Origin of the sequence: Roseinatronobacter sp. NSM (assembly GCF_052379845.1) — a bacterium.
In the GTDB taxonomy this organism is placed as follows: Bacteria; Pseudomonadota; Alphaproteobacteria; order Rhodobacterales; family Rhodobacteraceae; genus Roseinatronobacter.
This window is the reverse complement of record NZ_JBQTCF010000056.1, coordinates 1-12,578: the sequence shown is the minus strand read 5'-3', so window position 1 is coordinate 12,578 and position 12,578 is coordinate 1. Positions and strand designations below refer to the sequence as shown.

Here is a 12,578-nt window from a genome sequence, read left to right as displayed (position 1 = left end):
TAATTATATTTTTTGAGGTCTTTGTCCTCGCGGGGTAGCGAGCGGGGTATCATTTGGCGTTTACCCCTTCGCTGTGACTGGCCTGGCGCGTCAGATCGCGACCAGTCACACTGAAATTTTAGCTGGTTTTCGTGCAATCCCCAAGGGTGAAGTGTGAGCTTCGCTGTTGGATAAGGCGCGGGCCTCACCCCGGTTCGAACGGGATGACACCGTCGGGCAGGCTTTCCGGAGCGGTTTTTGCATTGAGCTCGCGGAGTCTGGCGACCCAAGCTGCCAATTGCGCCCCTGTCATGTCGTGCGCGTCCAGCAGGTCTTGCGCCAGGGCGTCGACAGTGCCGCGATGCTTCGAAATGATGGCGCGGGCTTGAGATTCGGCCGTTGCAATAAGGTGGTCAAGCTTTTGGGGCAACCACGACATATGCTGCAAGGACACCGGCATGCCGGGATGCCAGATCAGCCCGCCATCCCCCATGCCCCATTCGGTCTCAATCTGCCGGGCGAGCAATGTGGCCTGGGCCAGATCGCTGTCCGGGCCGACGCCCGCGCTGCTGGAGGGTGCGCCAAGAAACACCTGCTCGGCCGCGCGCCCTGCGAGGAGCATGCGCAACTCAGCCAGGGCGCTGGCACGCGTGTGGAACGCGATTGTGGGCCAGTGAACCACGCCGCCATCGGGTGTCAGGCGCACGGCAGTAGGCACGGCCATATCTGACAACAGGCCCACGATGACATGCCCGGCCTCATGCAGCGCGATGCGGCGCTGCTCAGTGGCGGGCATTGCGGGATGGTGGATCTCCAGCTCGGCCAGCAGCCCCTCGGCCAGCGGGCCGTTGGTTTCACGCTGGCGGGCGCGCGCGGCGCGGGCCAGCGCCGCAGCCGCAGCGCCGCTTGTGCCCACCAGCCGCGCGGCCGCGCGGGCAACAGCAGTGGTCAGGTCCGGGGCGTCTGTGGAGCCCAGATGATGGTGCAGGATCTGCGCGAGTGCGGCACGGTCAGGCGCGGTGATCGACAGCTTGCTGTCAAACCGCCCCTCCCGCTGGATGGCCGGATCGATCGCGGGCAAATCGTTCGTCGCGCCGATCAGCACGACGCCGTCCGTCGCCATGAGCCGGTCGAGCTGGCGCAACAGGCCGGTGATCACCGCGCGAATGTAGCTTTCGTTGCGATTCGAACCTGCACCCGTGCGCGCATTGAAGCCGTCCAGTTCGTCGAGGAAGAAAATCGCAGGCGCGCGGGCTACGGCTTCGGCCACTGCGTGATCAAGTGCGGCGAGCATGTCCCCCTGATGGCCGAATTTCTGGCACTCCGCATAGGACGTCGCGATCAGCGGCAGGCCAGTCTCGGCGGCGAAGGCCTGCGCCATCATACTTTTGCCAGTGCCGGGAGGGCCGTGGAAAATCATGCTACGCGGCACGGCAGACCAAGCAAGCCCGCCTGCGCGCCAGCGGTCAATATCGACCGCGAGCCTGCGCAGCATCGCCACGGCGTCCGCCTGCCCGGCGATGGCGTCAAGCCCGCGCAGGTCGCCGGGCTGGGCCGCGTGCAGCACAGGCGCGCTCAGACGGTGCAGCGCGGCCAGCGCATCGCGGATCCCGCGTGCATGCAGCGCGCTTGTCAATTCCAGCGGCGTCAGTCGGGCGAGCGCTTCATCGGATGGCAGAGCGTCCAGCATCAGCTTATCGCGCGCCGTGGGAAAGAGTAGTGCCAACAGGGCCATAACCATCGCCCGGTCCGGGCGGGGCAGATGCAGATCCCTGGCGCAAAGGCGGCGCAGCTCATCTGTCACATCGGCGGGGGCTGCATTGAGTACGACCATCCCTCTGCCGCAGATCAGCGCCTTGGTAATCTGCTGCGCAAGCGTTCTGCGCCGTTCTCCCTGCCCGCGCGACCCCGGCGCTCCCCCCTCCAACTGCAAGATCTTTGGCCGCTCGGGCGTGGTGTGCAGAAAGGCACGCTCAAGCGCCGAATGGAGAAGAAGATCCTGCAGGGGCGACATCGCTGCAGCCCAGCCATGGACAAGGCAAAGCTGCGCCGGGGCGCCAAGCCGGTCAACGCCGCCCCGCGCAATCGCGCGCGCGAGTGTCAGGATCAGCACCAGATCCAGTGGTAGGGTCTTGCGTGGCACACGGACGGAACTGCGATCACCCAAAAACTTTTCGAGTACTCCCCCCCCCGACATCGGCGGAAGCTCTGCGGTCGCGCCCGGTGCCTCGGGCAGGCCCGGCTTGTGGCGGTTGTACCAGTCCTGCGCGATAGCAAAGCCGGGATGCGTGTTGATGTCGGAGAGCGGGTGTGGCGTGGCTGGCATAAGAAATCTCCCATAAAATCAGAATTCAGGATGCGCTGGCCCCGCCATGAGAGGGGGGGGGGACAGGCAGAGGGGTGGAGGAGCTGTCAGCTCTCAGGGTGATCCCGTGCAATCTGGTCGAGACGGTCCCGGATGTGATCGCTCAGATCCGGGTGGTAGATCTCAGTCACGACATTGATCAGACCCGCGTATTCAGCCGGGGGGATGACCTGATCGGGAAAGCGCTTGCGCAGATCAGCATGGGCCTGTTTCTCAAGCGCGCAGGCGCAATGGCCCGTCGGCAGCGTGACAGTGCGCAGCACCTCGATCTGCGCAGAAGGACCCAGCCCCAACTGATGCCGAAAGCGTTTCGCAGGATTCGCGCTGTAGCCCAGCTTGATGACAGACACCCGTCTCTCGGGCCAGGTGATCCGGACGAGATAGATGATGGATCGTCGCGCCGTCCAACTCGACCCGCAGCGCGCGCAATCGACCTGCCCCCAGTGCATGTTGACCCGCTGAATAGCCCCTAGATTTGTAGACGCCTTGCTTGGTAATTTTGGAAGCAAGGAGGACGAGATGTCCGCAAACAAATTCACAGATGAGTTCAAGCGCGACGCGGTCGCTCAGGTTGAGGATCGAGGCTATCCCGTGCGGGAGGTGGCCGAGCGGTTGGGCGTCAGCACGAAGTCCATCTACACTTGGCAGAAGCAGTTTTCGCGGCCAGCGAAGGTGATCCAAGAGGTCGATGCCCAGGCTGATGAGATCCGTCGCCTCAAGCGCGATTTGGCACGGGTCACGGAGGAGCGGGATATCCTAAAAAAGGGCCTGCCAGTGGACGCCATCGGTTCGAGACCGCTGGCAGGCGCATACTTCGCCAGGGAATCCCGGTGAGGTATGCGTTTATTGCCGAGAACCGCCTGATCTTTGCGGTCAGGGCGATGTGCCGGATGCTGCGGGTTCATCCCAGCGGCTTTTATGCATGGCTGCGGGAACCCCTTTCTCAACGGGTGCAGGAGGATCAGCGTCAAACCGCGCTGTTGAAGCAGGCTTGGGATGACAGCGGCGAGGTGTATGGATATCGCAAGCTGCATGATGATCTGTGCGATATGGGCGAGGACATCAGCCCCAACCGGGTTTGGCGCCTCGCCCGCCTGGCGGGCATAAGGGCCCAGATTGGTTATAAAAAGAAGCCCGGATCCTATGGTGGCAGCCCTGCCGTCGTGGCTGACAATACCCTGAACCGAGAGTTCGATGTCGATGCGCCTGATCAGTTCTGGGGCGAGCCATTGTGCGCCATTGGTTCGAGAACAATGGCGAGCGATATCACCTACATCCGCACCCATGAAGGCTTCTTGTATCTGGCCCCTCGCCATGGTCTCTCGGACCAGTGGCGTTCCCATGGCTCGATGATCGATCTGTTTTCGAGGCGGGTCATCGCCTGGTCGATGCAGGGTCGCACCTATGCAGACCTGCCGCTGCAAGCCCTGCTCATGGCCGTCTGGCGGCGCAAACCAAAGACTGAGGTCCATGTGCATTCCGACCAAGGTTCCCAATTCACCGGCTATGAGTGGCAGGAGTTTCTCGAGCAGCACAATCTGGTCCCCAGCATGAGCCGCCGTGGGAACTGCTGGGACAATGCCGTCGTCGAGAGCTTCTTCAACCTGCTCAAACGCGAGCGGATCAGGCGCAAGAAATACAAAACCCGTGCAGAAGCGCGGCGCGACGTGTTCGATTACATCGAGTTCTTCTACAACCCACAGCGCAAACACGTTAGGAACGGGATGCTGTCGCCGATCGCCTTCGAACAGCAACAGAAACAGCAACAGCAACAGAAACGGCAAGGCGTCTAGCAAACTAGGGGCTATTCAGCCTCATGAGCCTGAAAGATATTCTTTGCCAGATCGACACCGATCATCATATCCCTCATGTCGCCGTCCTCCTATTCGCGTGGCGTTGAACACCACGACCTTCGCAGATTGCGATGCCGTCTGGGGAGGGCGGCAACCATTCCATCTGATTTGGTCTGTCGGGTCGCATCCAAAATCGTCGTTTCATCACCGCCAAGCTTTCTTCAACAACAGCGCTGAAACCCCAGCGTGTCGCAGGCGCAATCAATCGTGACGGCGCGTTCATCGACATTGACCAGATCATGCAGCAAGCGGTCATTTCGTGCATCTTGAGTGAAGTCGAAGATCTGCGCCTCATTGCGCTGGCCCGGCGTGCCGGGCGGGGTCAGGCTGCCAAGGATGCCCTTGCCCTGCCGGTCCATAACCGCGATGCGGTGGGACAGGCGTGTGGCCTCGGTCACGTCATGGGTGATGAAAAGCCCGCCAAAGCCGCGTGTTTGCGCCAGTGACAGCACCAGATCCTGCATCCGGCGGCGCAGCGCTGGGTCGAGGGCGGCAAAGGGTTCATCAAAAATCAGGAATTCCGGCTCGACCACCAGCGCGCGGGCAATAGCCACGCGGGCGCGCATCCCGCCCGACAGTTGCGCGGGCAGCTTGTCCAGATCATCAGGCAAAAGCGCCACGGCCTGGGCGGCGGCATTCGTGCGCGCGGCAACCTCGGCGCGGGGCAGCGCGCCAAGGGTCAGCGGATAGGCGATATTGTCGCGCGCGCTGGCCCATGGCAGCAGGCGCGATTGCTGAAACACCATGCCATGACGCTGATACTGGCGCAGGATGCGGCCTTGATCGGGCTTCATTATGCCGCCTGCAATCGCCGCCAGTGTGCTTTTTCCGCAGCCAGACGGGCCGACCAGCGCCACCAGCTCGCCCGGACGGATGACCAGCGAAACAGTATCCAGCACACGCCGCGGCCCAAAGCTGTGGGTGATCGTGGCCAGTGTCAGCCCGCTCATGCCACGCCCCGCTTCCATGCGCCCAGCCGCGTCTGAAACGGGCGGATGACCAGATGCTCGATGATGACCAGCCCCGCCACCGCCAAGGCGACATTGGCCAGCGCCATGTCGATATCCATATGCGCCCGCGCCCGCGCCATCTGCGCGCCAAGCCCGGCTACATTCGTCACCAGTTCTGCCATGATCGCCACCTTGAACCCCAGCGCCAGCGCAATGCCAATGACCGGACCAAGGCTGGACAGGATTTGCCGCAGCGCGATGGTGCGGAAGCGGGCCCAACGGGACGCACCGAAACTTGCCGCCATATCCTCCAGCCGCCGGTCGCGGGTCAGCACCGCATCAACCGTCCCGATATAAAGGATCGGGCCGATCACGATGGCGATCGTGAACAGGATGGAGCCATGCGAGGGGCCGAACCAGATCATTGTCAGGATCACCCAGGCCGTGGCAGGCATACCCAGCAGGATCGTGGCCACCGGGGCCAGTGTCGCGCGCACAAACCACAGATAGCCCGCCACCAACCCCAGCCCCCCGCCGATCAGCCCCGACAGGCCAAGCGCCAGCCCGACCCGCCCGAAGGTGGCCCCCAGCGCCGCCCAGCCGCTGGCACTGGACAGCGTGGCCCAGACGGCCAGCAGGGTTTGCCACAGTGACGGCAGGATGAACGCCCCGTAATGCCAATGTGCGGCTTGCCATGCTGCGAGAAACAGCACGATCCCAAAGGCGGGCGGGCCGAAGCGCAGCGCCGCGCGCGCGGCCAGAATGGGCAGCATTTCGGCCCATTCCGCCCGCCGCGCTGTCAGGCTTGCATCAGACAGCATAAAGACCGTCATCCGGCAACGCGCCGCCGATGATGCCCGCATCAGCCGCGATCAGCGCCTGATACAGCGCCTCGACCTCTGGCCGCGCGACTTTGGCCGACAACACGTTGATATGGGCGAAGGGAATAGCCTGCGCCAGCAATGGCGCTGCGCGCTCAAGGAAAGGGGCGGCATTCTCGGCGGCCTGCGCGGGGTTGGCGTTCAGATCCTCTGCGGCCTGTGTCAGCGCTTCGGTCAAGGCCCCTGCCAGCCACGGATGATCGGCGGCGTAATCGGCATGCATGGCCAGCGATGCTTGCGGCAGCGACGGGCGCAAGCCGGTGATCTGGCCCAACTCATCACGCATCTGCACCCCGCGATGCAGGTCTTGGTCCTCCGCGCGCCCCCGCATCAGCGCCGCTGTGGCCCCCGGTTCGGCCAGAAGCGCCACATCCGCGCGGCCAGCCAGCAGCACCTGCGCCGCCTCCATGTGCGTTGTGGCGGGGATCAGCGTCAGCGAATCCAGCCCCACGCCATGATGCGCCAACGCCAGCCGCATCATATGGCCCGTGAAATCGTTGAAGGCAGGCACCACCACCGATTTCCCGCGCAGATCGGCGATGGTGCAACCCTCCACCCCGCGCGCAACCAACCCGCAATGCCCCTCGGTCAGCGTGGCGACCAGTTTGATGCCAAACCCGCGATTATAGAGGCTTGCCGCCGCCTGCGTCGGCACCACGGCCACAGGCACGCTGCCCGACACCAGCCCCGCGCGCATCTCATCCCCTGTTGTCCAGATCGACAGATCGACCTGATCGGCGATGGCGTCGAACAGCCCCAAAGCACGCGCATGCGCCATCAGGATGCCGGGGCCAGAGCCGGGCGTTTGCAGCACCAGACGCGGCAGACGCGCCCCGTCTGCCCGCAAGATCGCAGGCATTGCCAGCAGTGCTGCGCCCGCGAGAAGCGCCTTGCGACGTGTGAAACCAGATGAAATCATGGCAAAAACCCTTCTGTTGCTGACGGTGCATTGCGCCGCCATCCCCCCTTCATCCATGACACAGATCAAACCTTCCAGTTCTGGAAGGTTTGAAATATTCAACTGTGCGCATATGTCGCGGCGCAGCTGCGACCCGCTGCCGCATGCCCGACAGAAAGGCCGCACAACCACGTTGAAAGGCCACCACATCACAAAGGAAAACCAGATGACAAACACCCTGATCAGCGCCAGCACCATCGCCCTGATGCTTGCGACCGGCGCACAGGCGCAAGGCAACGGCCAGCGCGGCGCAAGTTTCATTGAGTCGTGGGACATGTCGCAAACAGGCTATGTCTCGCTGGACGATATGCAGACGCGCCGGGGGGATCTGTTCGACATGTTCGATCACGATGGCAACGGCTATCTGGCGGCGGATGAGTTGGCGCAGATGGCCGAGACGGTCACGGCCCAAGGGGAATTGCGGCTGGAGCGTCAGGCCGAGAACCGCGCAGAGCAGCAAGCCGGGGGCCGTCGCGGACAAGCCCAGAATGCCAACCCCACCGGTGCGATCATCCACTCTGCAATGTCGGTGGAGTTCAACGACACAAACGATGATGGACGCATCGCGCGAGAAGAGTTCCTGACATCAACGGCGCGCCTGTTTGCCGCGCTTGACAGAAATGGCGACGGACGCATCGACCTGAATGATTTCTGAAACAGACACCCGCCGCGGGTGCGACCGCAGCGGGTGGATGCTGGCCATCCCGCGAGTCGCGGGACATTGAAAGGCAGCAGCGCAGAGGTTCTATCCTGATCGAGCGCTTTGGTGATACTTACCTGACAGGTTCACTGGCGACAAAGGGCCGGGCATGTCGAACTGCAGACCGACTTCGCACAGCGCGAGTAACCGACGGCGACTAGCGATAACACGCCATTTGCGTCACCTTTTCCGACAAATACTTAAAACACCGTGAGCGGTATATGCGGCTGTTTGGGGACACTTCACAAACTACCCGGCCACAGGCAAAAAGCCATCGGGTTCAACCATCTCAAGTAAGCTCTGGACTGCTGGGAGATCCGCAGCTTCTGAATGACAAAGGACATATACGCCGACGGGCTCCGACGTATCTAGAAGCTCTACGGCGACAAGCCTGGGATCGCTCCCAAATTCACCACTCAGAACAAATCCAAAGCCTAATCCAGCAGCCACAGCCTCTTTGACACCTTCTCGCGTGGGGATCGTTGTCACTCGATTTGCCAACTGATCATGCTTATTGAATGCTTGCTCCACCAGCGCTCGGGTCATCGATCCAGGCTCTCGGATGAGCAGTTGCGCATCGGCAATTTGCGAAATCGACAAACATTTCTCCTGAGCGAGGGGATGCTTCTTTGGAACACACAGCATCAGCTTCTGAGTTGCGACTTGCCGGGCGACAAGATCTTGGGGCACAGACAGAAGCGACGTCACTGCGACGTCCAAACGGCATTGCCGAAGTCCTTCAAACAAGGACGCGGTGTTTCCAAACTGGTATTCGACCTCAATAGCCGGAAATTTCTCACGAAACCGGGCGATTAGCGGTATGGCGAATGCGGGTGTTGCATACCCTGCCGAGAGCTTTCCCCCTTTGAGACCAAGCAGGTCCAGTGCCGTCGCTTCGAGTTCATCAACGCGTGCGATGACCAATCGTGCGCGGTGATAAATCTCGCGCCCGGTATCCGCCAATGCGACGCCTGAACGGCGGTCGAGAAGATGCAGCCCGCACGCGATTTCAAAGTTGCGAACCCTCTGCGAAACCGCAGGCTGAGACACGCCCAACTGGCGGGCCGCGAGAGAAAAGCTTCCATGCTCAACAACAGCCACGAATGCGCGCAAGTCGTTGAGCGAATTCAGATTGAGCGCAGCGATATCTTTTCCCACTGCCGCCCTGGAGATCTGCTGTCCTGTCATGGCCGTGTCATGCGAATCATTTATACCGCTCTCTGCTGCATAAGGTTTTTAGATAGGCCATCAAGGCACCCAATATCGAGCTACCCCGTCCTCATCTCACATGCAAACATCTTGGAGATCACTCATGCCAGTTATCACAAAGCGGGACTTTCTCTTGGCAATCGGCGCCACGGTCGCCGCAAGTGGCGCCTCAAGCCTTCTTGTTCCCGGGACAGCAGCCGCAGGGACGCCCGACTGGGCGGCGCTTCCGGCCGGTTCGACCCCAAGGCATGGCGGCAAGCTGGTTTACGCACAGACCTATCCAAATTGGGCGATCGGATCTTCTGACCGTGGCGAGCATCCGTATTTCTGGATAGATCTGCTGACACGTTCGGTCTGGAACTGCCTCACATGGGTTGATCACGACTATACCGTCCGCCCCGAACTTGCGACGGACTGGTCAGCTGCCGATGACACGATGGCGGTCTGGGACTTCACCCTGCGCGAAGGTGTCCGGTTTCATAACGGCAAGGAGATGACATCCGAAGACGTGGTATCGTCCTTCAAGGCTCATGTTGCGCAGCGCGGATCGGGTTTTGCCACCAACTGGATTGCCGATGTCGAAGCGACAGGGCGCTATTCGGTCCGGATGCATCTGACCGGCGGCTATGCCGAATGGCCCTACGTCGTGGCCGAATACAGGTTGACCATCTGGCCAGCAGGCGAGGCAGAGAGCCTGGGGTTTGATGGCGTTGGCACTGGCCCCTACCGACTGATCGACATCGACAACAAGCGTGGATTTCAGGCTGTCCGATTCGACGATTACTGGATGGAAGGTCGCCCGTTTGCGGATGAGCTGGAGGGCTATATCACCGCATCGCAGACTGCAATTAACGGTTTCCGAGCCGGGCAGTTCAATGCGGTGTTCAACATCGATCCGACAACCGCGGGGCAGTACCGCGATGCCGGTGGCGAAGTCCATATGTCGCCCGGCGGCGATCAATTCCTGCTGACCATGCCCAAGAACATCGATATGGTCTGGAATGATCCGAAGGTGCGCAAAGCATTGTCACTCTCGATTGATCGCGATGCTATCAACCGCATCGTCTATAATGACCCGGACACATGGGTCGGCAACGACACTCACATGACGGCACTTAACCCTGAATTCTTGCCGCGTGACGTCGCGCAGGACGTCGACGAAGCACGCCGATTACTTGCCGAGGCAGGTTACCCGGACGGTGTAACTTTGCCGACCATCGTGTTCTGCCCTTCATTTCCCGAAGAGCCACGGATCATGGCAATCGTTGCAGAATCTGTTCGTCGCGCCGGGATCACGCTGGAAATCCGCGAAATGCCTTGTGACGGGTTCAATGATTATGTGCTGGCTGTGAACGCACCCGTAGGGCGCCCGCGGCGCAGTCTTGTTGGCCCGCGCAACCCAGCAATTAACATGGGTCGCATGGATTTTGCAGGGACCAGCACCGAGCCGGGTGGTTGGCATGGTGAATTGGCGGAGCGCTACAGCGCCCTCTACGCTCAGGCCGTGGCAGAGCCTGACGACGCACGGCGCTTCGAGATGTTCCAAGAGTTGCAGCGTATCGCGCATGAAGACACGCCAGCAATCATGCTCGGTGGTCGGCGCAACATGCTGGCGCACCGTCCGGAGGTCGTAAACCTGCGGTCGCATTCGCAGAACTGGTCAAGCCGGTTCGACGATTTCTGGATTTCAGGCTGATCGTCGCCGTTCCTCTTATGGACCGGGGGGCCATCTGCCCGCCGGTCTGTCCCCCGACATAAGGCAGACAGATGGAACGCATTCTGACCATGATCCTCAGGCGATTGCTGCTTGCTGTTGTTATCCTGAGCCTTGTCGCGCTGGCGGTTTTCATCGGCACCGAGATCCTGCCCGGCGATGCGATCACCGCCACGATTCCTCAGGACGAACTGATGTTCTATTCCGAGGCCGATCTTGCGCAGTTACGCGCAGCCGCCGGGCTGGACCGGCCTGCATGGATCCGCTTCGCAGATATGTGGTGGGGATTGTTCACTTTTGATTTCGGAGTCACATTGACGCGGCAGGAACCAGTCATCGACCGCGTCTATCATCCTTTGATGAATTCTCTGATCATGGCCGGGCTGACGACGGTTGTGGTGCTGGTCCTCTCGATAGGGCTAGGGGTTGTCGCGGCGCTGCGCCCCGGAGGCTGGCTTGATACCGGACTGAGCGGAGCAACACTTTTTGCCTATTCAATGCCGGATTTTGTCGTCGGCAATGTTTTCGTGATCGTATTCGCGGTTTGGCTCGGGCTGGTGCCAGCCGTGATCCTGTTCAACACCAACGCGCCAGCCCTGACCGTTCTGGGTGCCAGTGTCCTGCCGGTCATGGCTTTGTGTATCTCAGGTGTCGCCTATCAATTCCGGCTGTTGCGCACGGGCATGATTGATGCGCTGTCATCGGAATTCATCGAGCGCGTCAGGTTGTCCGGCGTCTCGAAACTGCGGATTACATTGGTCCACGCTCTGCCCATCGCGGTGATCCCGATGTTGAGTGGGACCGCCTATTTCGTTGCTGGCCTGATTTCGGGAACAGTGGTCATCGAGGCGGTTTTCAAGTTTCCGGGCGCCGGTCTGGAGTTGCTACGCTCATTGGCGCAGCGCGAGATCCCGACGGTTCAGGCGATTGCCTTCATGGCTGCGTTTGCTGTCGTTTTCACCAATTTGCTGGCTGATCTGGCAGTACTACTGCTTGATCCGCGCGTGCGCCGCGGAAGGGATTCCAATGTCTGATCTTTCTGCTGTCGTTTCTACTGGTCGCACCGCAACACATTCGCGGCCATCGCTTGAGATCGCAGGTCGGGTGCTGCGTGACCCGGTGGCCGTATTCGGGATTGTATTGGTGATCGCGCATCTCGTGCTCGCAGTATTTCATCCATGGGTTGCCCCGCACCCCACCAGTGCCCTTGTGGGTGCCCCCCTTGAGAGGCCGTCTATCGAATTCTGGATGGGAACCGATCAGATCGGGCGCGACTATCTGAGCCGGTTGATGGCCGGTGGGCAGGTAGCGCTGACGGTATCTTTTCTGGGCGTGGCCATGGCGCTCATGGTTGGCACAATGCTGGGCCTTGTCGCAGGGTATCGAGGTGGGCGGCTGGACGAAATCGTCATGCGGTTCGTAGACACTCTTATGGCGATTCCAGAATTGATCCTGATCGCCATCTTGACACTTTCCTTTGGCAAGGACCTGTCATCACTCGTGATCGTGGTGGCGATTGTCTACATGCCGGGCGTGGTCCGGGTGGTTCGCGCTCGAACGATCTCTCTGGCCTCACTGGATTTTGTACGCGCCGCAGAACTGCGCGGAGAGCGAACCGGGGCGATCTTGCGGCGAGAAATTCTGCCCAATCTAACGGGCCTTCTTGGTGTTGAACTCGCAGTGCGGACATCATCCGCAATTCTCAAGATAAGCGCGCTGTCATTTCTCGGACTTGGCATCAGTCAGCCAACGCCGGACTGGGGCCTTATGGTGCAAGAAGCAATGGGTGTGGTGTTTACCGATCCATGGTTCTTGCTGCTGCCGGCGATGATGCTTTCTAGTCTGATCATCGGCTTGAACTTCATGGTAGATGGCATGGCGCGTGCCATTGGATCATCGACCAAGCAGGCGGGGTAAAATTCATGGAAATTTCCATAGCCGACCGTTCACCCGAACAAGTTCCAACCTC

Annotated in this window: 11 protein-coding genes; 5 read left to right on the top strand and 6 right to left on the bottom strand. The window is 60.9% G+C overall.

The features are described 5' to 3' along the window. Positions 1-184: 184 nt before the first annotated feature. Both ACTZWY_RS18815 and ACTZWY_RS18810 read right to left on the bottom strand, forming a co-directional pair. Entirely contained in the window at positions 185-2,305 is a 2,121-nt protein-coding gene (locus tag ACTZWY_RS18815; RefSeq protein WP_444792248.1) for an AAA family ATPase, read from the bottom strand. 86 nt (positions 2,306-2,391) lie between these two features. Further along, complete coding sequence (locus ACTZWY_RS18810; protein WP_444792247.1) at positions 2,392-2,793, bottom strand: GIY-YIG nuclease family protein; 402 nt, start codon at positions 2,791-2,793, stop codon at positions 2,392-2,394. A 70-nt stretch (positions 2,794-2,863) separates the two neighbouring features. Here ACTZWY_RS18810 and ACTZWY_RS18805 point away from each other — a divergent pair. Next, a protein-coding gene (locus ACTZWY_RS18805; protein WP_444792246.1) for an IS3 family transposase occupies positions 2,864-4,137 on the top strand; the annotation gives its coding sequence in 2 pieces (ribosomal slippage) (positions 2,864-3,122 and positions 3,122-4,137; 1,275 coding nt in all). A gap of 221 nt (positions 4,138-4,358) precedes the next feature. Here ACTZWY_RS18805 and ACTZWY_RS18800 read toward each other — a convergent pair. From ACTZWY_RS18800 to ACTZWY_RS18790, 3 genes are read right to left on the bottom strand one after another with little or no spacing between them, the layout of a single operon-like run. Then, complete coding sequence (locus ACTZWY_RS18800) at positions 4,359-5,147, bottom strand: ABC transporter ATP-binding protein (RefSeq protein ID WP_444792245.1); 789 nt, start codon at positions 5,145-5,147, stop codon at positions 4,359-4,361. After that, positions 5,144-5,968, bottom strand: coding sequence for an ABC transporter permease (locus ACTZWY_RS18795; protein ID WP_444792244.1), 825 nt, complete (start codon positions 5,966-5,968; stop codon positions 5,144-5,146). The genes ACTZWY_RS18800 and ACTZWY_RS18795 overlap by 4 nt, the downstream gene beginning before the upstream one ends. Beyond that, the gene (locus ACTZWY_RS18790) at positions 5,958-6,947 is read right to left on the bottom strand and encodes an ABC transporter substrate-binding protein (protein ID WP_444792243.1); all 990 of its coding nucleotides are present in this window, start codon (positions 6,945-6,947) and stop codon (positions 5,958-5,960) included. The genes ACTZWY_RS18795 and ACTZWY_RS18790 overlap by 11 nt, the downstream gene beginning before the upstream one ends. A 205-nt stretch (positions 6,948-7,152) precedes the next feature. Here ACTZWY_RS18790 and ACTZWY_RS18785 point away from each other — a divergent pair, with 205 nt between their 5' ends. Continuing rightward, positions 7,153-7,641: an EF-hand domain-containing protein gene (locus ACTZWY_RS18785; RefSeq protein WP_444792242.1), complete on the top strand. Its 489-nt coding sequence runs from the start codon at positions 7,153-7,155 to the stop codon at positions 7,639-7,641. Between the two features lie 294 nt (positions 7,642-7,935). Here the strand turns inward: ACTZWY_RS18785 and ACTZWY_RS18780 are convergent, their stop codons facing one another. Continuing rightward, positions 7,936-8,874, bottom strand: a complete 939-nt coding sequence (locus tag ACTZWY_RS18780) for a LysR substrate-binding domain-containing protein (protein ID WP_444792241.1) — start codon at positions 8,872-8,874, stop codon at positions 7,936-7,938. A 124-nt stretch (positions 8,875-8,998) separates the two neighbouring features. Between ACTZWY_RS18780 and ACTZWY_RS18775 the strand changes: the two genes are divergently transcribed. The 3 genes from ACTZWY_RS18775 to ACTZWY_RS18765 all read left to right on the top strand — a co-directional run bounded on the left by ACTZWY_RS18775 (position 8,999) and on the right by ACTZWY_RS18765 (position 12,526). Continuing rightward, on the top strand, positions 8,999-10,591 hold the full coding sequence (locus ACTZWY_RS18775) for an ABC transporter substrate-binding protein (RefSeq protein ID WP_444792240.1): 1,593 nt from the start codon (positions 8,999-9,001) through the stop codon (positions 10,589-10,591). 71 nt (positions 10,592-10,662) lie between these two features. Next, positions 10,663-11,643, top strand: a complete 981-nt coding sequence (locus tag ACTZWY_RS18770) for an ABC transporter permease (RefSeq protein WP_444792239.1) — start codon at positions 10,663-10,665, stop codon at positions 11,641-11,643. Then, positions 11,636-12,526 carry an ABC transporter permease gene (locus tag ACTZWY_RS18765; protein ID WP_444792238.1) on the top strand — a complete coding sequence of 297 codons (891 nt, stop codon included), beginning with the start codon at positions 11,636-11,638 and terminating at the stop codon, positions 12,524-12,526. The genes ACTZWY_RS18770 and ACTZWY_RS18765 overlap by 8 nt, the downstream gene beginning before the upstream one ends. Positions 12,527-12,578: the final 52 nt, after the last annotated feature.